This is a genomic window from Sinorhizobium sp. NFACC03, from assembly GCF_900103435.1.
GTDB lineage: Bacteria > Pseudomonadota > Alphaproteobacteria > Rhizobiales > Rhizobiaceae > Ensifer.
On record NZ_FMXF01000010.1, the window covers coordinates 32,892 to 58,124 of the forward strand.

Annotated in this window: 15 protein-coding genes; 12 read left to right on the plus strand and 3 right to left on the minus strand. The window is 63.7% G+C overall.

What is annotated here, in order from left to right; translation table 11 throughout:
- The first annotated feature begins 24 nt into the window (after positions 1-24).
- The 12 genes from BLU35_RS14700 to BLU35_RS14755 all read left to right on the plus strand — a co-directional run bounded on the left by BLU35_RS14700 (position 25) and on the right by BLU35_RS14755 (position 21,268).
- On the plus strand, positions 25-1,059 hold the full coding sequence (locus BLU35_RS14700) for an aldo/keto reductase (RefSeq protein WP_093233529.1): 1,035 nt from the start codon (positions 25-27) through the stop codon (positions 1,057-1,059).
- A 162-nt stretch (positions 1,060-1,221) separates the two neighbouring features.
- Positions 1,222-4,548 (plus strand): transglutaminase family protein, encoded by a 3,327-nt coding sequence (locus tag BLU35_RS14705; protein ID WP_093233530.1) that lies wholly within the window; start codon positions 1,222-1,224, stop codon positions 4,546-4,548.
- Positions 4,549-6,957 (plus strand): circularly permuted type 2 ATP-grasp protein, encoded by a 2,409-nt coding sequence (locus tag BLU35_RS14710; RefSeq protein ID WP_093233531.1) that lies wholly within the window; start codon positions 4,549-4,551, stop codon positions 6,955-6,957. It begins immediately after the preceding gene.
- Positions 6,958-6,974: 17 nt separating this feature from the next.
- Entirely contained in the window at positions 6,975-7,853 is an 879-nt protein-coding gene (locus tag BLU35_RS14715; RefSeq protein WP_093233532.1) for a transglutaminase family protein, read from the plus strand.
- Between the two features lie 178 nt (positions 7,854-8,031).
- Complete coding sequence (locus tag BLU35_RS14720; RefSeq protein WP_093233533.1) at positions 8,032-9,273, plus strand: vWA domain-containing protein; 1,242 nt, start codon at positions 8,032-8,034, stop codon at positions 9,271-9,273.
- Positions 9,274-9,492: 219 nt separating this feature from the next.
- Positions 9,493-11,958 carry a glycogen/starch/alpha-glucan phosphorylase gene (locus BLU35_RS14725; RefSeq protein ID WP_093233534.1) on the plus strand — a complete coding sequence of 822 codons (2,466 nt, stop codon included), beginning with the start codon at positions 9,493-9,495 and terminating at the stop codon, positions 11,956-11,958.
- A complete protein-coding gene (glgB, locus tag BLU35_RS14730) occupies positions 11,955-14,165 on the plus strand; it encodes a 1,4-alpha-glucan branching protein GlgB (protein ID WP_093233535.1) in 2,211 nt (736 codons plus the stop codon). Before BLU35_RS14725 ends, glgB begins: the two co-directional genes overlap by 4 nt.
- Before the next feature lie 120 nt (positions 14,166-14,285).
- Positions 14,286-15,548: a glucose-1-phosphate adenylyltransferase gene (glgC, locus tag BLU35_RS14735; protein WP_093233536.1), complete on the plus strand. Its 1,263-nt coding sequence runs from the start codon at positions 14,286-14,288 to the stop codon at positions 15,546-15,548.
- A gap of 7 nt (positions 15,549-15,555) precedes the next feature.
- Positions 15,556-16,998, plus strand: coding sequence for a glycogen synthase GlgA (glgA, locus tag BLU35_RS14740; RefSeq protein WP_093233537.1), 1,443 nt, complete (start codon positions 15,556-15,558; stop codon positions 16,996-16,998).
- A 6-nt stretch (positions 16,999-17,004) separates the two neighbouring features.
- Positions 17,005-18,633 (plus strand): alpha-D-glucose phosphate-specific phosphoglucomutase, encoded by a 1,629-nt coding sequence (locus BLU35_RS14745; RefSeq protein WP_093233538.1) that lies wholly within the window; start codon positions 17,005-17,007, stop codon positions 18,631-18,633.
- A 107-nt stretch (positions 18,634-18,740) separates the two neighbouring features.
- On the plus strand, positions 18,741-20,705 hold the full coding sequence (glgX, locus tag BLU35_RS14750) for a glycogen debranching protein GlgX (RefSeq protein WP_093233539.1): 1,965 nt from the start codon (positions 18,741-18,743) through the stop codon (positions 20,703-20,705).
- A 74-nt stretch (positions 20,706-20,779) separates the two neighbouring features.
- Positions 20,780-21,268 carry a MaoC family dehydratase gene (locus BLU35_RS14755; protein WP_057254595.1) on the plus strand — a complete coding sequence of 163 codons (489 nt, stop codon included), beginning with the start codon at positions 20,780-20,782 and terminating at the stop codon, positions 21,266-21,268.
- A 103-nt stretch (positions 21,269-21,371) separates the two neighbouring features.
- Here the strand turns inward: BLU35_RS14755 and soxG are convergent, their stop codons facing one another.
- Genes soxG through BLU35_RS14770 form a run of 3 tightly spaced genes read right to left on the minus strand, consistent with a single transcriptional unit; the run spans position 21,372 to position 25,226 of the window.
- Complete coding sequence (gene soxG / locus BLU35_RS14760) at positions 21,372-21,923, minus strand: sarcosine oxidase subunit gamma family protein (RefSeq protein WP_093233540.1); 552 nt, start codon at positions 21,921-21,923, stop codon at positions 21,372-21,374.
- Positions 21,916-24,909, minus strand: a complete 2,994-nt coding sequence (locus BLU35_RS14765) for a sarcosine oxidase subunit alpha (protein ID WP_093233541.1) — start codon at positions 24,907-24,909, stop codon at positions 21,916-21,918. The genes soxG and BLU35_RS14765 overlap by 8 nt, the downstream gene beginning before the upstream one ends.
- On the minus strand, positions 24,906-25,226 hold the full coding sequence (locus BLU35_RS14770; protein WP_093233542.1) for a sarcosine oxidase subunit delta: 321 nt from the start codon (positions 25,224-25,226) through the stop codon (positions 24,906-24,908). Before BLU35_RS14770 ends, BLU35_RS14765 begins: the two co-directional genes overlap by 4 nt.
- Between the last annotated feature and the right edge of the window lie 7 nt (positions 25,227-25,233).

The window sequence follows — 25,233 nt, forward strand, 5'->3', positions numbered from 1 at the left end:
AAAGCCAACGAGGAGATTGAAGACATGGAATACAGACGGCTTGGATCATCGGGACTGAAGGTGCCAGCCTTGAGCTTCGGCGCAGGAACCTTCGGCGGCAAGGGGCCGCTTTTCAGCGCCTGGGGCAACAGCGACGCAGCCGAAGCGCGACGACTGATCGACATTTCGCTCGAAGCCGGCGTCAACCTCTTCGACACGGCCGACGTCTACTCGGACGGCGCCTCCGAGAGCGTGCTCGGCGCCGCGATCAAGGGACGGCGCGATGCCGTGCTGATTTCGACCAAGATCGCGCTGCCGATGGGCGACGGGCCGAATGATGCCGGCACGTCGCGAGCGCGCCTGATCAAAGGCGTCGACGACGCCCTCAAGCGGCTCGGCACCGATTACATCGACCTCCTGCAACTGCACGCCTTCGACGCTGGCACGCCGGTCGATGAGGTGCTGTCCACCCTCGACAGCCTCGTTACCGCCGGCAAGCTACGCTACATCGGCGCCTCCAACTTCGCCGGCTGGCAGTTGATGAAATCTCTGGCCGTCTCGGAGAAGCACGGCCTCGTGCGCCATGTCGCCCACCAGGTCTACTATTCGCTCGTCGGCCGCGACTACGAATGGGAACTGATGCCGCTCGGCGCCGACCAGGGCGTCGGCGCGCTGGTCTGGAGCCCGCTCGGCTGGGGCCGCCTCACCGGCAAGATCCGCCGCGGCCAGCCCTGGCCGGAAGGAAGCCGCTTGCACGATACGGCCGCTTACGGCCCGCCCGTCGACGACGACAAGCTCTACGATGTCATCGACGTGCTCGACCAGTTGACCGAGGAGACCGGCAAGACGGTTCCGCAGATCGCCATCAACTGGCTCCTGCGGCGCCCGACCGTTTCGAGCGTCATCATCGGCGCCCGCAACGAGGAGCAGCTCCGCCAGAACCTTGGTGCCGTCGGCTGGTCGCTGTCGCCGGAACAGATCGCCCGGCTCGATGAAGCGAGCAAGACGACGCCGGCCTATCCCTACTTCCCCTATTACCGCCAGGAAGGGTTTGCCCGCATCACCCCCCCGCTCGTCTAACCGCAATGGAGCCAGTCTTTCGCACGCCTGAACGGGCGTGCGAAAGCGCTGCAGCGCCTTGATTTTCCTCAGCCACTTTCGCGCTTGCTTTCTTACTTTGCATTGCACAAACTTCCCGGAGATGGGGGCGCAAGACCTACCACGAAGGGGATCAAATTCGGCATGTCGATCAAGGCCAGTATCTATCACCTGACCCACTACACCTATGACCGTCCCGTAAGGCTGTCGCCGCAGATCATCCGGCTGAAGCCTGCGGCTCATTCCAAGACGAAGGTCATCAGCCACTCGCTGAAGGTTTCGCCCGCCAATCATTTCGTCAACCTGCAGCAGGATCCCTACGGCAACTACCTTGCCCGCTTCGTCTTTCCCGATCCGGTCAGCGAGTTGAAGATCGAGGTCGATCTCGTCGCCGACATGACCGTCTACAATCCTTTCGACTTTTTCGTCGAAGAAGAGGCGGAACACTGGCCCTTCCCCTATCCTGCAGATCTCAGCGATGATCTTGAGATCTATATGACGCCAGAACCGGTCGGGCCGGCGCTTGGCGCTTTCCTCGCGACAGTCGACCGCGCGCGGCAACGCACGATCGATATGGTGGTCGGGCTCAATGCGCGCCTGCAGCAGGAGATCGGCTACGTCATCCGCATGGAGCCCGGGGTCCAGACGCCGGAGGACACCTTGACGTCGGCCCGCGGTTCCTGTCGCGATTCGAGCTGGCTGCTGGTCCAGATCCTGCGCAATCTCGGCTTCGCCGCCCGTTTCGTCTCTGGCTATCTCATCCAGCTCACGCCCGATCTCAAGGCGCTCGACGGCCCCTCGGGCACCGACCACGACTTTACCGACCTGCATGCCTGGGCCGAGGTCTACCTGCCCGGCGCCGGCTGGGTCGGGCTCGACCCCACCTCGGGCCTCTTGACCGGCGAAAGCCACATTCCGCTTGCCGCAACGCCCCATTATCGCAACGCCGCGCCGATCTCCGGCGGCTTCTTCGGCGATCCCGACACCCGAACCGATTTCGCCTTCGACATGAAGGTGACACGTGTCGCGGAACATCCGCGCATCACCAAGCCGTTCTCCGACGAAAGCTGGGAAGCCTTGAACGCGCTCGGTGAACAGGTCGATCGCGTGCTCCAGGAAAACGACATACGGCTGACGATGGGCGGCGAGCCGACCTTCGTTTCGATCGACGACTTCGAGTCCGAGGAGTGGAACACTGACGCGGTCGGCCCAACCAAGCGCGAGAAGGCGGACGCGTTGATCCGCCGCCTGCGCGAACGCTTCGCGCCCGGCGGTTTCCTGCACTATGGCCAGGGCAAGTGGTATCCCGGCGAAAGCCTGCCGCGCTGGACCTTCTCGCTCTACTGGCGCAAGGACGGCGTGCCGATCTGGCGCCGCCCCGACCTCATCGCCGAGGAGGCAGGCCACCACGACGTCACCGCGAAGGACGCCGAACGTCTGTTGCATCTGATGGCAGGCGAATTGAGCGTGCCGACCGAGATGGTCCAACCGGCCTTCGAAGATCCCGCCGACTGGCTGCTGAAGGAGGCAAACCTCCCCGAGAACGTCGATCCCTCCAATTCCAAGCTGAAGGACCCCGAAGAGCGCAGCCGCATGGCCCGCGTCTTCGAACGCGGCCTGACGGCACCGACCGGCTACGTGCTGCCTGTGCAGGCCTGGAATGCGCGTGCCACTGGCGTGCGGTGGATGAGCGAGAAATGGCAGACGCGCCGCGGCCGCATCTTCCTCGTTCCCGGCGACAGCCCCGTCGGTTATCGCCTGCCGCTCGGCGCCTTGCCCTATGTCGCGCCCTCCGCCTATCCCTATATCCATCCGGTCGACCCGACCGTTCCCCGGAACGATCTGCCTGATTTCGCCGAAAGCAGCGCCCGCCCGCAGCATTCCCGCTTTCAAGCCGCGGAAGTACCGGAAAGCCCGCAGGCACAGCCACGCGACGAAATAGCCGGGCTGGTGCGCACCGCCATCAGCGTCGAGCCGCGCGACGGCAGGCTCTGCGTCTTCATGCCGCCGATGGCCAGCGTCGAGGAATATCTCGACCTCATCGCGTCCGCGGAACGCGCTGCAGCCGCGATCGGACTGCCCGTGCACATCGAGGGCTATGCGCCGCCTCAGGACCAGCGCATCAACGTCATCCGCGTTGCGCCGGATCCGGGCGTGATCGAGGTCAACATCCATCCGGCTGCCAGCTGGCAGGATTGCGTCGACATCACCACGGCGGTCTACGAAGAGGCGCGGCGGAGCCGGCTTGGCGCCGACAAGTTCATGATCGACGGGCGCCACACCGGTACCGGCGGCGGCAACCATGTGGTCGTGGGCGGCGCCAATCCCAATGACAGCCCGTTCCTGCGTCGTCCGGATCTTCTGAAGAGCGTCGTCCTGCACTGGCAGCGCCACCCGTCGCTTTCCTATCTGTTCTCCGGCCTGTTCATCGGCCCGACATCACAGGCGCCGCGCATCGACGAGGCCCGGCACGATCAGCTCTATGAGCTTGAGATCGCGCTCGCTCAGGTGCCGATGCCGGGCTCGGCGACCCCGCCGCCCCTGCCCTGGCTGATCGATCGGCTGTTCCGCAATCTGCTCGTCGATGTCACCGGCAACACCCACCGTGCCGAGATCTGCATCGACAAGCTGTTCTCGCCGGATGGTCCGACCGGGCGTCTCGGCCTCGTCGAGTTCCGCGGCTTCGAGATGCCGCCGAACGCCCGCATGTCGCTTGCTCAGCAACTGCTGGTGCGCGCGCTCATCGCCCGCTTCTGGAAACACCCTGTTGATGGCCGCTTCGTGCGCTGGGGGACGACGCTGCATGATCGCTTCATGCTGCCGCACCATGTCTGGCAGGATTTTCTCGAAGTGCTGGCCGATCTTCGCGCCCACGGCTTCGATTTGAAGCCCGAATGGTTCGAGGCCCAGCTCGAGTTCCGTTTCCCCTTCTGCGGCGAGGTCGAATATCAGGACGCCAGGCTCGAAATCCGTCAGGCGCTCGAACCCTGGCACGTGATGGGCGAACAGGGCGCGATCGGCGGCACAGTGCGCTATGTCGATAGCTCGGTCGAGCGCCTCCAGGTCAAGCTCGATACCGCCAACCCCGAGCGTTACGCGGTCGCCTGCAACGGCCGGCCCGTGCCGCTGACGCGCACCGGCTCCAACGGCTCGGCTGTTGCCGGCGTCCGCTACAAGGCCTGGCAGCCGGCCTCGGGCCTGCACCCGGTCCTACCGGTCAACACTCCCCTTACATTCGATATCTATGATACATGGTCGAATCGGGCGATTGGCGGATGCATCTACCACGTCGCCCATCCGGGTGGGCGCAGCTACGACACGTTTCCGGTCAACGGCAACGAGGCGGAGGCTCGGCGCCTGTCGCGGTTCGAGCCCTGGGGTCATTCGCCAGGAGGATATCCGCTTCACCCGGAAAGCCCGTCGATGGAATTCCCGATGACGCTTGATCTCAGGCGTCCGCCAGGAGCGTAAATGGCGAAAAAGCAAACAGCCGCCGAGAGCCATCGGGGCACCGAGGACGATCCGGTGTTCGGTTACCGCGCCCTTCCTGATATCGCCGACGAGATGCTCGACCGGGAGGGCAATGTCCGCCCCGTCTGGCAGCGGCTACTCGCGACCCTGGGGCGGCTCGACGAAACGGAACTTGCCAACCGCTTCGCCCGCGCCGACCGCTACCTGCGCGATGCTGGCGTCTTCTACCGTGTCTACGGTGCCAAGGAGGCCTCTGACCGGAACTGGCCGCTGTCGCATATCCCCGTCCTGATAGACGAGAAGGAATGGGCAACGGTTTCGCAAGGGCTCGTGCAGCGTGCCGAACTCCTGGAGAAGGTGGTCGCCGATGTCTACGGCGAGAACCGGCTGGTGCGCGAGGGCCTCCTGCCGCCGGCACTGGTCGCCTCAAACCCGGAGTTCCTGCGGCCGCTCGTCGGCGTGAAGCCGGCCGATGGTCATTTCCTGCATTTCGTATCCTTCGAGATCGGCCGCGGCCCCGACGGCAATTGGTGGGTGCTTTCGGACCGCACGGAAGCGCCCTCCGGCGCCGGCTTCGCATTGGAGAACCGGGTCGCGACCACGCGCGCCTTTTCCAATCTCTACGCGGAATCTCATGTCCACCGACTGGCGGGCTTCTTCGGTGAGTTCCGAGACGCGCTTCAGAGCCGCAAGCTGCATCCGGATGACCGCATCGCCGTGCTTTCGCCCGGCATCGCCAACGAGACCTATTTCGAACACGCCTATATCGCCCGCTACCTGGGCTTCATGCTGCTTGAAGGTGAAGACCTGACGGTCCTGGGCGGCCGGGTGATGGTGCGAACCGTCGCCGGCCTCAAGCCGGTGGGCGTGCTCTGGCGCCGCCTTGACGCGGCCTTTGCAGATCCCCTCGAGCTCAACCAGTCTTCGCATATCGGCACACCCGGCATCGTCGAGGCGCTTCGCGCCGGCTCCGTCTCGATCGTCAACGCGCTCGGCACCGGCATCGTCGAGACGCGCGCCTTCCTCGCCTTCCTGCCGGCGATCTGCCACCATTTGCTCGGCGAGGAGCAGAAGCTGCCCTCGATCGCCACCTGGTGGTGCGGACAGCAGACCGAGCGCGAACAGGTCGCTGCCAACCTCGATCGCATGGTCATCGGCCCGGCCTATGCGACGCGCCCCTTTTTCGATGACAACGGCCAGTCGGTGCTCGGCGCCACGCTCGACGAGAATGCCCGCGCCTCGATCGCCGATTGGCTCGGCGCCGAGGGCGGCAATCTCGTCGGCCAGGAGGTCGTCACGCTCTCGACCACCCCCGCCTGGGTTCGCGGCCGGCTGACGCCACGGCCCATGAGCCTGCGCGTCTTTGCAGCACGCACCCGTGACGGCTGGCAGATCATGCCCGGCGGTTTCGCCCGCATCGGCTCCGGCGACGATGTCGCGGCAATCGCCATGCAGGCAGGCGGCACTGCCGCCGACGTCTGGATCGTCAGCGACCGGCCGGTGGAACGCACGACACTGCTTCCGGCTGAGGAAAGCTTTACCCGCAACATGCCGGGAAGCCTGCCGAGCCGCGCAGCCGACAATCTCTTCTGGCTCGGCCGCTACATCGAGCGTTCGGAAGGGGCGCTGCGCATCCTGCGCGCCTGGCACGGCCGCTTCGCCGAAACCGCCGATCCGGACCTGCCGCTCCTGAGGGATGTCAGCGACTATCTCGGCGCGCTGGACATCGACACGCGCCAGGCGGTGCCCGACAGTCTGCTTGCCAACATCTCCAGCGCCCTTTTCAGCGCCGGCAACATCCGCGACCGGTTCTCCCCGGACGGATGGTTGGCGCTCAACGACCTGTCGCAGACGGCGCGCAAGTTTCACGCGACGGTGCAGGCCGGCGACGATGCGACCCGCGCGATGACGGTGCTGCTCCGCAAGCTCGCCGGCTTTGCCGGTCTCGTGCATGAAAACATGTACCGTTTCACCGGGTGGCGCTTTCTGTCGATCGGCCGATACCTGGAGCGCGGCCTTCACATGACGCGGCTGCTCGGCCATATGTCGGGCCCGGATGCGCCCGACGGCGCCTATGACATGCTGCTCGAGATCGGCGACAGCGTCATGACCCACCGCCGGCGCTACAATGTCAGCACCGCCGCCTTGACCGTGACCGACCTTTTGGCGCTCGACCCGCTCAACCCACGCTCGGTGCTCTACCAGTTGAACGAGATCAAGACCGAGGTGGAACTGCTGCCGAACGCCTTCGTCAACGGGCAGATGTCACCCTTCTACCGCGAGGCGATGCGCCTGCATTCGGGCCTCGCGGTGATGACGCCGGAAGCGATGAACCTGGGTGTCTACAATCGCCTGGAGCGGGATCTCGAAAGCCTGTCCGATCTGCTCGCGCGAACCTATCTCGGCTAGCGGGCGAAGGGACGGACATGCTCTACGATATCAGCCTGAAGATCACCTATGACTATGAAGTACCGGTTTCCGGCGGGCGCCATCTCGTGCGCGTGATGCCAGCGACGCTCCCCGGTCGCCAACGGCTCATCGTCGGTTCGCTGAGCTGCCAGCCAATGCCGGCCGAGCGCGCCGAAAGCATCGACTTCTTCGCCAACCCGTTCACCTCGATCCTGTTTCGGTCCTCTCACGACGACCTGACGATCCGCATGCAAGCGCGGGTACAAGTAGAATCGCAGCTTTTGACCGCGGATTTTTCGCCTGACCTCGCCGGCCTGCCGGCCGAGCTCTCCGCTTGCTGGTCCGTCGACGCCGACGCACCGCACCACTTCACGGGACCAAGCCCGCTCCTGCCGGAAGCACCTGACATTGCCGCCTATGCGCGGGCAATCGTCACGGACACCATGACGGTCCGACAGATCGCCGCGGCAGTTTGCGAGCGCATCCACCACGATTTCACCTATGACGGCGAGGCCACGACGGTGAACACGACACCGGGCGAGGCGTTCAAACTGAAGCGCGGCGTCTGCCAGGATTTCGCCCATGTAATGATCGTGGCGCTGCGAAGCCTCGGCATCCCCGCCGGCTATGTCAGCGGCTTCCTGCGGACAATCCCTCCACCCGGCAAGGAACGCCTCGAGGGTGCCGACGCCATGCACGCCTGGGTGCGGATCTGGTGCGGTACCACAGGCGGCTGGCTCGAACTCGACCCGACCAACAATATTCCGGCAGGAACCGACCATATCGTCGTCGGTCACGGGCGCGACTATGGCGACGTTGCGCCCGTCATCGGGGTCCTGAAGAGCTATGGCAGCCAGACGACGAAACAGGCCGTCGACGTCATTCCCGTGCCCTGACCCGAATTGACACACCGCAATTCTCGTTTTCAAACACGGCATGTGCCGCGGAACCCGCTGTAAGCACTGGTTTTCCTGCATTCCGTTAAAATTGCAGCGATCGTCGGAACGAATTCGTAAGCCATCGACGCTATTGATGCCCGCAAGCTTGCAACGTGTTCCTTTGGGGTGTGCAAAGATGGGAAGACGATACACTGTAGGCCGGTCCTTCGCAGCGATGCTCAAGGACCGGGGTGGCAATTTCGGCATTATGGCCGCACTCGCAGCGCCATTGATATTGGCAGCCGGCGGCGTCGCCATAGATATGGCCGGCATGATGACGGCCAAGAACCAAATGCAGGATGCAGCGGATGCCGCAGCGCTTGCGGCGGCCTCTTCTCTGGTTGCGAAGGATCCACCGACGATTGCGAAGGCAAAGGAAATAGCCGCGGCCTTCCTCAACAACCAGTCGGGCGGCACCGCCGTCGACGTTCCTGGCGGGCAGGATCCAGGCGGCACGGGATCGCTGGCCAAAACCGCTTCGGCGGAAGCGTCGACCGCCGGCCAGCCGGTCATCGAGATCATTGAAAACAGCAATGGCCCTGCCGGTAAGGCCTACAACGTCACGGTCCTGAACAAGCAGACGTTCCAGTTCAACGCGATGACACGCCTGCTCGGGAAGACATCAATCAACATCGAAACCCGTGCCACCGCCGAAAGCGCGACAGAGAGCAAGAATGCGCTCTCGATGTATCTGGTGCTCGACCGCTCCGGCTCCATGGCCTGGAAAACCAATACCAAGGACACGACCAAGACGTCGTGCCCGAACTACACGGAATCGAACTGGAGCAAGTATCCGAACCTGAAGGCAAGCAACCCCTGCTATGTGACGAAGATCGACGCGCTGAAAAGCGCTGTCGGCGATTTGGTCAAGCAGCTGAACACCGCCGACCCGAACACTCTGTATGTCCGCACGGCGGCCGTCTCCTACAATTCCGCGCAGGACACGGCAGGGAACCTCGCATGGGGTACAACCGGCACCTCGACTTATGTGAACGCCCTTGTCGCAACAGGTGGCACGGCATCGGGCAACGCGTTCAAGACAGCCTACAACCGCGTTGCCGCGACGACCGAGGATGACGCCCACAAGGCTAAGAACGGCCAGGTTCCCACAAAGTACATCGTCTTCATGACCGACGGCGACAACAACAACACGAGCGACGACACGACAACCCTGACGTGGTGCGACACCGCACGAAAGAACAAAGTTCAGGTCTATACCGTCGCATTCATGGCGCCGGATCGCGGCAAGGCGTTGCTCAAGGCCTGCGCTACGACCGAAGCGAATTACTTCCAGGCGGAAGAAGCCGCCGATCTGATCGCAGCCTTCAAGGCGATCGGTGAAAGAGCCTCGGCCATGGCTACGCGCCTGACGAAATAAAACACCAAACCTGTGCCCTTCTTGCCGCCCGGTCCTGCCGGGCGGCATTTGCTTTCGGTATCGCCGGCCTGCTCCACCAACGACTTCCCACCGTTTGAGACAGTTCTAATCCATTTAAAAACATCTGTTGCAAGCGCTTCGGATCGATGCATAAATTGCCTTTATCCCCGGTCGGGTCCGGCCTGCGACCTCCCAACGCAAAAGGGTAAAGACAGTTTCATGATGAACAGGCTCTCCACCAACGACGTGCCGCAGCCCGCCCTGAGGTCGTCCGAACCCGGCCAGCTCGCCGTCGAAATCCTCGAACGCCTGAAGTATCGCATCGGCAAGGATCCGAAGGTTGCCAAGCCGCACGACTGGCTGACGGCCGCGATCCTGGTCGCCCGCGACCGCATCACCGACAAGTGGATGGATTCCACCCGCAAGACCTATGCGACCGGTGCCAAGCGCGTTTACTACCTCTCGCTCGAATTTCTCATCGGCCGGCTGATGCGCGACGCCATGACCAATATCGGCCTGATGGACGAGATGCGTGATGCGCTCGCTTCGCTCGGTGTCGATATCGATGTCGTTGCCGAACTCGAGCCGGATGCGGCGCTCGGCAATGGCGGTCTTGGCCGTCTCGCCGCCTGTTTCATGGAATCGATGGCGACCGTCGACGTGCCCGCCTATGGCTACGGCATCCGCTACATGCACGGCCTCTTCCGCCAGCAGATGGCCGATGGCTGGCAGGTGGAGTTGCCGGAAACCTGGCTTGCCCACGGCAATCCCTGGGAGTTCGAGCGGCGCGAAAGCTCCTACGAAATCGGCTTCGGCGGGGTGGTCGAAACCGCCAATGTCGATGAGGAAATCCAACGTTTCGTCTGGAAGCCGGCCGAACGCGTCATCGCCACAGCCTTCGATACGCCCGCCGTCGGCTGGCGGGCAAAACGCGTCAACACGCTTCGCCTCTGGACGGCGCAGCCGATCGACCCGATCCTGCTTGCCGCCTTCAACGCCGGCGACCACATCGGCGCGCTGCGGGAGAGCAACAAGGCGGAAAGCCTGACCCGCGTTCTCTACCCCGCCGACGCGACGCCTGCCGGCCAGGAACTGCGGCTGCGCCAGGAATATTTCTTCTCCTCCGCCTCTCTGCAGGACATCCTGCGCCGGCATCTGCAGCAATATCCGGACTTCACCTCGCTGCCGGACGCCGTCGCCATTCAGTTGAACGACACCCACCCGGCCATCTCCGTTGCCGAACTGGTGCGCCTCCTGACGGATCTGCACGGCCTCGATTTCGAGCAGGCCTGGGACATCACCCGCCGCACGATCTCCTACACCAACCACACGCTTCTGCCGGAGGCGCTCGAAAGCTGGCCGGTGCCGCTCATCGAGCGGCTGCTGCCGCGCCACATGCAGATCGTCTACGCGATCAACGCCAAGATCCTCATCGAGGCTCGCCGGCAGAAGGGCGCAACGGACGACGAGATCCGCAACATCTCGCTGATCGACGAGAGCGGCGAACGTCGCGTGCGCATGGGCAACCTTGCCTTCGTCGGTTCGCATTCGATCAATGGCGTTTCGGCACTGCATACGGAGCTGATGAAGGAAACGGTCTTTGCCAACCTGCACAGGCTTTATCCCGATCGCATCAACAACAAGACCAACGGCATCACCCCGCGCCGCTGGCTGATGCAGTGCAATCCCGGTCTTTTCGGCCTGATCCGCGACGCGATCGGCGACGAGTTCATGGACAATACCGAGGCGCTGCAGGCACTCGATGCCTTTGCGGACAAGGCGGATTTCCAGGAGCATTTCGCCGCCGTCAAGCGCGCCAACAAGGTCCGCCTCGCCCAGCTCGTTCAGAGCCGGCTCGGCATCAGGCTCGATCCGTCGGCGATGTTCGACATCCAGATCAAGCGCATCCACGAATACAAGCGCCAGCTTCTGAATATCATCGAGGCGGTGGCGCTCTACGACCAGATCCGCTCGCATCCGGAACTCGATTGGGTCCCGCGCGTCAAGCTCTTCGCCGGCAAGGCGGCGCCCAGCTATCACAATGCCAAGCTGATCATCAAACTCGCCAACGACGTCGCCCGCGTCGTCAACAACGACCCGGCAGTGCGCGGCCTCTTGAAGATCGTCTTCGTGCCGAACTACAACGTCTCGCTCGCCGAGATCATGGTTCCGTCCGCCGACCTCTCCGAGCAGATCTCGACCGCCGGCATGGAAGCGTCTGGCACCGGCAACATGAAGTTCGCGCTGAACGGCGCCTTGACGATCGGCACGCTTGACGGCGCGAACGTCGAGATGCGCGACTGGATCGGCGAGGAAAACATCAAGATCTTCGGCATGACCGCCGAAGAGGTGACGAAGGCCCGCGCCGAGGGCCACAATCCGCGCGCCATCATCGAAGGATCGCGCGAGCTGTCGCAGGCACTGCAGGCGATCGCCTCGGGCGTCTTCTCGCCGGACGACCGCAATCGCTTCTCCGGTCTTATCGACGGCATCTACAATCACGACTGGTTCATGGTTGCGGCCGATTTCGAGGCCTATGCCAAGGCGCAGCGCGAGATCGACCAGCTCTGGACGACACCGTCCGACTGGTATGCGCAAGCGATCCGCAACACCGCACGGATGGGCTGGTTCTCATCCGATCGCACCATCCGGCAATATGCCGGGGAAATCTGGAGAGCTGGATGACGCCTTCGGCCGGCAAGGACCCGGAACCCGCAGCTTCAGGTCTGCTGTCAGCGCCGGATATCGCGGCCATTCTTTCGGGCACGCACGAAGACCCCTTCGCGGTCCTCGGCGTGCACCCCGCCGGCAAGGCCGTCCTTGCCCGCTGCTTCATCCCCGATGCCGAGACCGTGACGGTGGAAACGCTCGCCGGCAAGGAACTCGGCACGCTCGAGCGACGTGACGACGCCGGCTTCTTCGAAGGGTCCGTGTCGCTGAAGAAACCGCAGCCGGTGCGCTACCGCGCCCGCAATGAGGGCGGCGAATGGATCGTCGTCGATCCCTATAGCTTCGGTCCGGTGCTCGGCCCGATGGACGACTACTACATCCGCGAAGGTTCGCACCTCCGGCTCTTCGACAAGATGGGCGCGCACCCGATCCACCACGACGGTGCCGACGGCTACCACTTCGCCGTCTGGGCACCCAATGCCAAGCGCGTTTCCGTCGTCAGCCAGTTCAACGACTGGGACGGCCGGCGACACGTCATGCGGCTGCGCACCGACACCGGCATCTGGGAAATCTTCATTCCCGGCGTCGAAGGCGGCCTCGCCTATAAATACGAGATCCTCGATCGCAACGGTACGCGGCTGCCGTTGAAAGCCGATCCTTTTGCCCGGCGCTCCGAGCTTCGCCCCAACACCGCTTCCGTGACGACGCCGGAGATTGCGCAAACCTGGGACGACGAGGCACATCGCAAGCATTGGGCAACGGTCGATGCCCGTCGCCAGCCGATCTCGATCTACGAGGTCCATGCCGGCTCCTGGCAGCGCCGCGACAATGGCGAAATGCTCTCCTGGGACGAACTGGCGGACCGGCTGATCCCCTATTGCGTCGACATGGGCTTCACCCATATCGAGTTCCTGCCGATCTCCGAGTTTCCCTTCGATCCGTCCTGGGGCTACCAGACGACAGGGCTCTATGCGCCCACCGCCCGCTTCGGCGAGCCGGAAGGCTTCGCGCGTTTCGTCAACGGCTGCCACAAGGTCGGCATCGGCGTCATCCTCGACTGGGTGCCGGCGCATTTCCCGACCGACGAGCACGGTTTGCGCTGGTTCGACGGCACGGCACTTTACGAACACGAAGATCCACGCCAAGGCTTTCACCCGGACTGGAACACCGCAATCTACAATTTCGGCCGCCAGGAAGTCCTGTCGTTCCTCGTCAACAACGCGCTTTATTGGGCAGAGAAGTTCCATGTCGACGGCCTGCGCGTCGACGCGGTCGCCTCGATGCTCTACCTCGACTACTCGCGCAAGCACGGCGAGTGGGTGCCGAACGAGTATGGCGGCAACGAGAACCTTGAGGCGGTTCGCTTCCTGCAGACGCTGAACACGGAAATCTACGGATCCCATAAGGGCATCCTGACGATCGCCGAGGAATCGACCTCCTGGCCGAATGTATCGCATCCGGTCCATGCCGGGGGTCTCGGCTTCGGCTTCAAGTGGAACATGGGCTTCATGCACGACACGCTGCAATATCTGTCGCGCGAGCCGGTGCACCGCAAGTTCCACCACAATGACCTGACCTTCGGCCTGCTCTACGCCTTCAGCGAAAACTTCGTTTTGCCGCTGTCCCATGACGAAGTCGTGCACGGCAAGGGATCGCTGATCGCCAAGATGGCCGGCGACGACTGGCAGAAGTTTGCCAATCTCAGGGCCTATTACGCCTTCATGTGGGGCTATCCCGGCAAGAAGCTCCTGTTCATGGGACAGGAATTCGCGCAATGGCGCGAGTGGTCCGAGGAGCGCGCGCTCGACTGGAACCTGCTCGAATATCACCTGCACGAGGGCATGCGGCGCCTCGTGCGTGACCTCAACGGCACCTACCGCGCCAAGCCCGCCCTTCATGCCCGCGATTGCGAAGGCGACGGCTTTGAGTGGCTGCTTGCCGACGACCGCGACAATTCGGTCTTTGCCTGGCTGCGCAAGGCGCCCGGTGAAAAACTCGTCGCCGTCATCACCAATTTCACCCCCGTGTACCGGGAGAGCTACGCCATCCCGCTGCCGGTTGAAGGTCGCTGGAAGGAGATCCTCAACTCTGACGCGGAAATCTACGGAGGAAGCGGCAAGGGCAACGGCGGCGCCGTCTATGCCGGGAAGAGCACCACGGGAGCGATCATGGCCAACATCACGCTGCCGCCGCTGGCGACACTGATGCTGGAGCAGGAGTAAACTTCATCCGGTCCGCCCGCCGAAATCGGCAGGCGGAACGAGACTGTAAAATTCGAGGGCCGCAAGGCGTCGCCAAAAGCCGCCGTGACGACCCCGGAAGTCAATGATTGGGGAGGACAAATGGTGGAAAAGCGTTCGCAACCTCTGGCACGTGATGCCATGGCCTATGTTCTCGCTGGCGGTCGCGGCAGTCGTCTGAAAGAACTGACGGACCGACGGGCGAAGCCGGCGGTCTATTTCGGCGGCAAGGCCCGCATCATCGACTTCGCGCTATCGAATGCGCTGAACTCCGGTATCCGCCGCATCGGCGTCGCCACCCAGTACAAGGCGCATTCCCTGATCCGACACCTGCAGCGCGGCTGGAACTTCTTCCGCCCCGAGCGAAACGAAAGCTTCGACATCCTGCCCGCCAGCCAACGCGTTTCCGAAACGCAGTGGTACGAGGGCACCGCCGATGCCGTCTATCAGAACATTGACATCATCGAGGACCACGGCGTCGAGTACATGGTGATCCTTGCCGGCGACCATATTTACAAGATGGACTACGAATTGATGCTGCAGCAGCACGTCGATTCCGGCGCCGACGTCACCATCGGCTGCCTCGAAGTGCCACGCATGGAAGCGACCGGCTTCGGCGTCATGCATGTCGACGACAAGGACCGCATCATCGCCTTCGTCGAGAAACCGGCCGATCCGCCCGGCATTCCCGGCAATCCCGACATGGCGCTTGCCTCCATGGGCATCTATGTTTTCCACACGAAGTTCCTGATGGATCTCCTGCGCCGCGACGCCGCCGATTCGAAATCGAGCCGCGACTTCGGCAAGGACATCATTCCCTACATCGTCGACAACGGCAAAGCCGTCGCCCACCGCTTTGCTCAGTCCTGCGTGCGGTCCGATTTCGAGCGCGAGGCCTATTGGCGCGACGTCGGCACGATCGATGCCTACTGGCAGGCCAATATCGACCTGACCCATGTGACGCCCGAGCTCGACATCTACGACAGCACCTGGCCGATCTGGACTTTTGCCGAGATCAAGCCGCCGGCGAAATTCGTGCATGACGACGAGAACCGGCGCGGCTCGGCGACGTCGTCGCTCATCTCCGGCGACTGCATCATCTCCGGTGCTGCGCTCAACCGCAGCCTTTTATTCACAGGCGTCAGAGTTAATTCATATTCCCGTCTGGAGAATGCCGTAGTTCTTCCCGATGTGAAGATCGGTCGCCATGCGCTCTTGAGCAACGTGGTCATCGACAGCCGTGTCGTGATCCCGGAGGGGCTCGTTGTCGGTGACGATCCGGAGCTCGATGCCAAGCGTTTCCGGCGTTCGGAGAACGGCGTCTGCCTGATCACGCAAACGATGATCGACAAGCTGGGAATGTAGGCACTCCATGAACGTCCTGTCCGTTGCGTCCGAAGTCTATCCGCTGATCAAGACCGGGGGGCTCGCCGATGTCGTCGGCGCGCTCCCGGCAGCGCTTGTGCCGCACGGCGTCAAGACCCGCACCCTGGTGCCCGGCTATCCTGCCGTGCTGCAGAAGCTGAAGAAGAAAAAGAAGGTCGGCAGTTTCGCCAACCTGTTCGGCAATCCGGCGACAATTCTCGCCGCCGAGGTCGACGGGCTCGACCTGCTGGTCCTTGATCAGGCCGCACTCTACGCGCGCGACGGCGGGCCTTACGTCGATGCGACCGGCCGCGACTATGTCGATAATTTCCGCCGCTTCGCAGCACTCTCGCTTGCGGCGGCCGAGATCGCCGGCGGCGATGTCGTTTCCGGCTGGAAGCCCGATATCGTCCACGCTCATGACTGGCAGACGGCGTTGACGCCGGTTTACATGCATTTCGGCTCCGCTGCCGCGACCCCGACGGTCATGACGATCCACAATATCGCCTTTCAGGGCCAATTCGGCGCCTCGGTCTTCCCCGAGCTTGCGCTTCCCCCGGAAGCCTTCTCGATGCAGTTCGTCGAATACTACGGCGATGTCGGCTTTCTGAAGGGCGGTCTGCAGACCGCAAACGCGGTCACCACGGTCAGCCCGTCCTATGCACAGGAGATCCTGACGCCGGAATTCGGCATGGGCCTCGAAGGCCTGTTGAAGAGCCGCGTCGCCGATCTCTCGGGCATCGTCAACGGCATCGACGCCGATATCTGGGATCCGCAGACCGATCCGCACATCGCCCAGCATTTCAGCGCGACGACCTTGAAGCAGCGCGCCGGCAACCGCCGGGCGCTCGAAGAACGCTTCGGCCTCGAAAAGGGCAACGGCCCGATCTTCTGCGTCGTCAGCCGGCTGACCTGGCAGAAAGGCATGGACCTCGTCGCCGAGGTCGCGGACGAAATCGTCGCTATGGATGGCAAGCTCGTCGTGCTCGGTTCTGGCGATGCGGCGCTCGAAGGCGCGCTGCTGGCCGCCGCCTCCCGCCATCGTGGCCATATCGGCATGGTCACTGGCTACAACGAGCCGCTGTCGCACCTGATGCAGGCGGGGTCCGACGCGATCCTCATCCCGTCGCGATTTGAGCCCTGCGGGCTGACCCAACTCTATGGCCTGCGCTACGGTTGCGTGCCGGTTGTCGCCCGGACCGGCGGGCTTGCCGATACTATCATCGACGCGAACGAGGCCGGGCTTGCGGCCAAGGTCGCCACCGGCTTCCAGTTCACGCCAGTGAATGCCGACGGGCTGCGGCTTGCGATCCGGCGCGTGCTGCGTGCATACAGCGAACCCAAGGTCTGGGCGAAAATTCAGACCCAGGGCATGAAATCGGACGTTTCCTGGGCCACAAGTGCCGATCGTTACGTCTCTCTATATTCCGGTCTTCTCGGGAAAGGTTAAGTCAGCATGAAAAGAACGGTTACCACAACCCCCTATGGCGACCAGAAACCTGGCACGTCGGGGCTGCGCAAGAAGGTCCCGGTCTTCCAGCAGAAGAACTACGCCGAGAACTTCATCCAGTCGATCTTCGATTCGCTCGAAGGCTTTCAGGGCGAAACACTGGTGATCGGCGGCGACGGCCGCTACTACAACCGCGAAGTCATCCAGATCGCCATCAAGATGGCGGCGGCGAACGGCTTCGGCCGCGTACTCGTCGGCCGTGGCGGCATTCTGTCGACGCCGGCCGCCTCCAACGTCATCCGCAAATACAAAGCCTTTGGCGGTATTGTGCTCTCGGCCAGCCACAATCCCGGCGGCCCAACGGAAGATTTCGGCATCAAATACAATATCGGCAATGGCGGCCCGGCACCGGAAAAGGTCACCGACGCGATCTATGCCCGCAGCAAGGTGATCGACAGCTACAAGACGTCTGACGTCGCCGACATCAACCTCGATGCCGAAGGCAGCCAGGAGATCGACGGCATGACGGTGACCGTCATCGATCCGGTGGCCGACTACGCCGAGCTGATGGAAAGCCTGTTCGACTTCGCAGCCATCCGCAAGCTGATCTCGGGCGGCTTCCGCGTCGTCTTCGACGCCATGAGCGCGGTGACCGGTCCCTACGCCAAGGAGATCATCGAGAAACGCTTGGGCGCCCCCAAGGGCTCGGTCATGAACTTCATTCCGCTGCCGGACTTCGGCGGCCACCACCCGGACCCGAACCTGGTGCACGCCCGCGCGCTCTATGAGACGATGATGGCGCCCGACGCGCCGGATTTTGGCGCCGCCTCTGATGGCGACGGCGACCGCAATCTCGTCATCGGCCGCGGCATCTTTATCACGCCCTCCGACAGCCTCGCGATGCTTGCCGCCAACGCGCATCTGGCACCCGGCTACGCCAAGGGCCTTGCCGGCATTGCCCGTTCGATGCCGACCAGCGGCGCGGCCGACCGCGTCGCCGAGAAGCTCGGCATCGGCATCTACGAGACGCCGACCGGCTGGAAGTTCTTCGGCAACCTGCTCGACGAGGGCATGGCGACGATCTGCGGCGAGGAAAGTGCCGGCACCGGCTCCAACCATGTACGTGAAAAGGACGGCCTCTGGGCCGTCTTGCTCTGGCTCAACATTCTCGCCGTGCGCAAGGAAAGTGCCCTCGACATCGCTCAGAAGCACTGGGCGACCTACGGCCGCAACTACTACTCGCGCCACGACTACGAGGAAGTGGATAGCGATGCCGCCAACGGTCTGATCGCCAACCTGCGCGACCAGCTTGCCAGCCTGCCTGGCAAGTCCTTCGGCGCGCTCAAGGTGGCGACATCGGACGACTTCGCCTACAACGACCCGGTCGATCATTCCGTCAGCAAGAACCAGGGCATCCGCATCCTCTTCGAGGGCGGCTCGCGCGTCGTCTTCCGCCTGTCAGGCACCGGCACCTCGGGCGCGACTTTACGCGTCTACATCGAGCGCTTCGAGCCGGATGCGGCGCGACATGGCATGGAGACGCAAGGAGCACTGGCCGATCTCATCGCCGTTGCCGACGAGATCGCCGGCATCAAGACCCGCACCGGCCGCACCGAGCCGAGCGTCATCACCTGAGATACTGGGCCGCTTTATGCGGCCCTTTTTCTGTCGACCGAACACCCCCTTTGCCCGGAAGGGCAGAGGGGGTGTTCGGGCACATCTAGAACAAGAGGGCCGCCTTCATGCCGACCACCGGAAATCCACCCCTCGGCGCCACCGTCACGCCTGAGGGCACAGTGTTTTCCGTCTGGTCGCGCAACGCCGCGCGCATCGATCTCTGCCTCTTCGACAAGACCGGCTCCAGGCAATTGCGGCAGCTACCGATGGCGCGCAAGGGCGACCTGCACAGCCTGACGATCACCGATGCCGCGAAGGGCACGCGCTACGGCTTTCGCGCCGATGGCGTCTATTCCCCCGACCACGGGCTCTGGTTCGACCCCTCTAAGCTCCTGGTCGATCCCTATGCCGTCGAACTCGACCGAGCATTCCAGCATGATCCGCGCCTAATGATTTTTGGCGAAGACACCGCTGATCTGGTGCCAAAAGCCATTGTCACCGAGGCGAAGATCGTCAAGCCGAAGGCGCCACTCTTCCGTGCTGGCGGCCTTATCTACGAGATCGCCGTCAAGCCCTTCACGATCCTCCATCCGGATATCCCGGAAGCCAAGCGTGGCACCGTGGCGGCACTGGCCGAGCCCGTCATCATCGAGCATCTCAAGCGCCTCGGTGTTTCCGCGATCGAACTGATGCCGATCGTCGCCTGGATCGACGAACGCCACCTGCCGCCCCTCGGTCTCAGGAACGGCTGGGGCTACAATCCGATCGCGCCGATGGCGCTCGATCCGCGCCTGGTTCCGGGCGGTATCAAGGAACTGCGCAAGACGGTCGAGGTGCTGCGCAAGGCCGGCATCGGCGTCATCCTCGATCTCGTCTTCAACCACTCCGGCGAAAGCGACCGCTTCGGCACCACGCTGTCGATGCGCGGCCTCGACAACCTGACCTATTATCGTCATGTCACCGACCGCCCGGGCGAACTCATTAACGACACCGGCTGCGGCAATACCATTGCCTGCGACCACCCGGTGGTCGAGGCGCTGATCCTCGACAGCCTGCGCTATTTCGTGCGTGCCGCCGGTGTCGACGGCTTCCGCTTCGACCTTGCCTCGATCCTCGGCCGCGACATGGGTGGGTTCCATCGCGACGCCCGGCTCTTCCAGGCGATCTCGGCCGATCCGCTGCTTGCCGACCGCGTGCTGATCGCCGAACCCTGGGACGTCGGCCCGGCCGGCTACCAGCTCGGCAACTTCCCCTCCCCCTTCCTTGAATGGAACGACCGCGCGCGCGACGACATGCGCATCTACTGGCGCGGCGACCGTCATGCGATCGGCGCCTTGGCGACGGCGCTCGCCGGCTCGTCTGGCAGTTTTGCCCGCTGGGGCGAGAGCGGGACACGCACCGTCAACTTCATCGCCGCCCATGACGGCTTCACGCTCGCCGACATTGTCTCCTATGCCGGCAAACACAACGAGGCGAACGGCGAAGAGAACCGCGACGGCCACAACGAGAACCACTCCTGGAACAACGGCGCGGAAGGCGCCACCGGAGATCCGGAAATCCTGACGGCCCGACGTCATGACGTGATGGCGCTCATCGGCACGCTGTTTTCCTCCCGCGGGACGATCATGCTGACGGCCGGCGACGAAGGCGGGCGCAGCCAGAACGGCAACAACAACGCCTATTGTCAGGACAACGCCATCACCTGGCTCGACTGGACCGCGATGGACGACGATATCGTCGCCCACACTGCCGCCCTGTCAGCAATGCGCGGCCGTTTCAGCGTTTTCGATGAGACCGCGTTCCTGACCGGAAACGGCGATGTCGATTGGCGGCGGCTGGACGGACAGCCCATGGCCGTCGGCGACTGGGAGCATCCGGCGACGGACAATCTGATGATTGTGCTCGCCACCCGTGACCGCACGCAGAAGCGGGCGACGCGCCTTGCCGTCGTCATCAACCGCAGCCACGCGCCCCACCCCGTCAGGCTCCCCGACAGCATCGACGGAAAGTGGCAGAACGTGCTGGCAAGACCTGCCATTCCAGACCATGTCGCGCCGCGGTCCGTCACCTTCCTTGTCGAAGTTTTCTAAAGCTTTTCCACCGCTTGCAGGTTGCACCGGGCGGGCCTATAGATCGTTCGGGGGGCTTGTTTCGGGGCGTTTACATGCTGCAGGACATATCACTTTCTGAGATCAAGGTACTGGTCGGCAAGGAGGTCGGCGTTTCCGACTGGATCACGGTCACTCAGGAAACGATCGACAAGTTCGCCGAAGCGACCAGCGACTACCAGTATATCCACGTCGATCCGGTCCGCGCCGCCGCCGAAACACCCTTTGGCGGCACGATTGCACACGGGTTCCTGTCGCTCTCGCTGCTTTCGGCCATGAACTACAATTGCCTGCCGAAGATCCGCGAACAGACCATGGGCATCAATTACGGCTTCGAAAAAGTGCGCTTCATCGCTCCGGTGAAGAGCGGCGCCAAGGTGCGCGGCCACTTCGTGATGGCCGATGCGCGCTTCCGCGGCGCCAGCATGCTGATGATCACCTACGACGTCAGCGTCGAAATCGAGGGCGAGCGCAAGCCGGCGCTGACGGCCACCTGGCAGACGATCATCCAGTTCGATCCGAAGGATCGCCCCGCCGACGCTTGAGGCGGCATGGCCCACGCGTCCTGCCAGCACAATGAGAGCGGACAATTTTCAGACGGTCTGAGAAAGCCGGGAAGCGCTTGCAGGCACTTCCCGGCTCTTCTATTCAATGCCCCGCGTCGGCAGCACCTTCGGACAGCAGACCGAAGACGAAGGGCGAGAACGACCGCCAGCACTCGACCCGGAACTGGTCCTCACCGGTGCGGAGGAGAATGATCTCCGCCTTGCCGAAGATGGTGCGCGAGCAGGCGCCGACAGGGAAGATCGGCAGCGACAGATCCTGCGGGCAGCCGCTGTTAACAGCCACGTGCGCGCCCGCACCGCTGACGATGACGGCAACGTTGCGATGCGAAATGTCGACCGCCGAATGTAGTGTCCCGCTCGAAGCAGCCGCCGCCATCAGGTCGGCTTCGCCTTCATCGAACACCAGCCACTCGTCCGGCCCGATCCACAGGGCATGACGCTGGCCTGATGAGGCCGAGGTCTTCGGCCGCGTCGGCAGGGTGACGCCGAGCGCTGCCGAGAGCGCCGGCAGTGCATCGGCACCGGCGCGCAACGAGATGCGTGTCGCCGCCGGTGCCGGCGTCAGGATCGCTTCGGCCGAGCCGCCGCGCGAGGTGAGCGCCGCCTTGCGGCTTGCAATTGCCTGATCAACCATGGAGGCGACCCCCTTCCTTGTCAAAGAACACCATGTCGCTCACCTCGACGGCGATCGTGCGATCGGCCATCGGCACGTAGAGTGTCTGGCCGAGGCGCTCGCGCCCGCCGGCAACCATCGCCAGCGCGATCGAACGACCGCAGTTTTCCGACCAGTAGGACGACGTCACATGGCCAAGCATGGTCATCGGCTTTGGCTGGTTCGGATCGGCGACGATCTGCGCCCCCTCCTCCAGCACCACGTTCGGATCCTTGGTGAGCAGGCCAACGAGCTGTTTGCGGCCATCCTTGACGAGATCCGGGCGCTTCAGGCCGCGGATACCGACGAAGTCGGGCTTCTTCTTCGACACCGCCCAGGAGAGGCCGGCATCGTCGGGCGTCAGCGTACCGTCGGTATCCTGGCCGACGATGATGTAGCCCTTCTCGGCGCGCAGCACGTGCATGGTTTCGGTACCGTAGGCACAGGCGCCCATTGGCTCGGCCCGCGCCCAGATCGCTTCCCAGACCGCCTGGCCATAATCGGCAGGCACGTTGACTTCGAAGCCGAGCTCGCCAGTGAACGACATGCGGAAGAGCCGGGTCGGGACGCCGCAGATCTTGCCTTCGGCAACGCTCATATGCGGGAAGGCCTCGTTGGAAAGGTCGATGCCTTCAACCAGCGGCGCGATGATCTCGCGTGCCTTCGGCCCCTGGACGGCGATGACGGCCCACTGTTCCGTCGTCGAGGTCAGCCACACCTTCAGATGCGGGAACTCGGTCTGCAGATAGTCTTCCATGTGGTTCATGACGCGCGGCGCACCGCCGGTCGTCGTCGTCACGTGGAAGCGGTCCTCTGCCAGGCGGCCGACCACGCCGTCGTCATAGACGAAGCCGTCGTCGCGCAGCATGATCCCGTAGCGGCAGCGGCCCGGCTTCAGGTTGTCCCAGGCATTGGTGTACATGAGATTGAGGAACTGCGCGGCATCCGGGCCGACGACCTCGATCTTGCCGAGCGTCGAGGCGTCGAAGACACCGGCGACGTCACGCACGGTCTTGCATTCGCGCCCGACCGCCTCGTGCATGTCTTCGCCGGCGCGCGGATAGAACCAGGCGCGCTTCCAGTTGCCAACGTCTTCGAACTCGGCGCCATGCGCCTCCTCCCAGGCATGGATGGGCGTCTTGCGCGCCGGATCGAACAGGGGTCCACGCGAATGGTTGACGATCGCGCCGAAGGTTATCGGCGTATAGGGCTGGCGGAAGGTGGTGAGGCCCACCTGAGGGATGTCCTTGCCAAGCGCTTCGGCGGCGATCGCCAGACCGTGCATGTTGGACAGCTTGCCCTGGTCGGACGCCATGCCGTTGGTGGTGAAGCGCTTGATATGCTCGATCGAGTGCATGCCTTCGCGCACCGCCAGTCGGATGTCCTTGGCGCAAACGTCGTGCTGGAAGTCGATGAAGGCCTTGACCGTCGTGTCGGGGCCAGCCCCTTCCGCAGCGCCGATCATGCCGCCGGTCCAGCCGAAGCGATTTTCACCAGAAAGCGCCACCTGCGCCCCGCCTTCGGCACCGGCCGCACGGGCGGTCAGTTCGCCGGCGGCAAGCGCCTCGTCGATCGTTGCCTGAAGATCGTCGGTGCCGTTGCAGGCGCCGATCGACAGGCAATCCTGCAGATAGGTGCCGGGCAGGAAGCGCTGCGTTGCCGCATCGAACTTCACCTTGCCGCGCGACTGCGAGAAGAGGTGCACCGACGGCGTCCAGCCGGCCGAGACCAGCAGCGCGTCGACGGCGATCTTGCGGGCCGAACCGCCACCGTTGCGGGCAACGCTGATCGAGTTCACGCGCAGCTTGCCGCCGGCCTTGATCACCGAATGCCCGGTCAGCACTTCGATGCCGAGACGGCGTGCCTCGGCGAGAACCGCCTCGCCGGGATTCTCGCGGCAATCGACGATGGCCGCCACGGTAACACCGGCGCGCTTCAGGTCGAAGGCGGCTTCATAGGCGGAGTCATGGGCGGTGTAGACGCCCACCTTCGAGCCGACGGCGACGCCGAAATGGTTGAGATAGGTGCGGCCGGCCGAAGCGAGCATGATGCCCGGCCGGTCGTTGTTGGCAAACACCATGTGCCGTTCGATCTGGCCGTTGGCGAGGATCACTTTCTTGGCGCGCACCTGCCACAGCCGCTCGCGCGGCAGCGACTTGTCGAGCGCCGCCAGATGATCGGTCACCCGTTCGACCAGGCCGACGAAATTGTGGTTGTAGTAGCCGAACCCGGTGGTGCGGGTCAAAAGCGTGACGTTGTCCATGGCGGCAAGCGCCTTGGCAGTCTCCTGCGCCCAGTCCCAGCCGTCCTTGCCGTCGATCGTCGTGCCGCTTTCATAGCGCAGCGCACCGCCCACTTCCGGCTGTTCGTCGCAGATGATTACCTTGGCGCCCGCCTTGGCGGCGGCAAGTGCTGCCGAAAGTCCGGCAACCCCGGCACCGATGACGAGAACGTCGCAATGGGCGTAGCGGCTCGCATAGTGATCCGGATCGGCTTCCGTCGGGGCGACGCCGAGACCGGCCGCGCGGCGGATGAAGGGTTCATAGATCGCGTGCCAGGCGGCCTTCGGCCACATGAAGGTCTTGTAGTAGAAGCCGGCGGCGAAGAACGGCGACATGAGATCGTTGAGACCGCCGACGTCGAAGGCGAGCGACGGCCAGCGGTTCTGCGATTCCACCTTCATGCCGTCGAAGACTTCCTGCACCGTGGCGCGCACGTTCGGCTGGCGACGGGCGGCATCACGCGAGACGTCGAGCAGCGCGTTCGGCTCTTCCGCACCGGCCGACAGAATGCCGCGCGGGCGGTGATACTTGAACGAACGACCGACGAGATGAATGCCGTTGGCCAGCAGCGCCGAGGCGACGGTGTCGCCCTCGAGCGCCGTCAACGTGCGGCCGTCGAAGGTAAAGCGCGCGGTGCGGGCAGGTGTCAGTCGGCCGACGCCTGGAATGCGATTGGCCCCCATCATTTCGCAGCTCCCTTATCCTGCTCGCTCTCAAGAATGGCGGCGATATCAGGCTTCGGCTCGCCAGCCTTGTAAGTGGTGTAGAAGCGGTCGCTGACCGTGTCGCGCGCGGCGTTGAAGAAACGGCCGCAGCCATGGATATGGCGCCAACGCTCGAAGATCAGACCCTTCGGGTTCTGACGCAGGAAGAAATATTCCTCGAATTCCTCGTCGGTGATGTCGGCGATGTTGGTCGGACGGGCGATATGGGCGTCGCCGGCGCCGCGGAATTCGAGCTCGGAGCGCTCTTCTTCGCAATAGGGGCAGTAGATCAGAAGCATCTCGAAA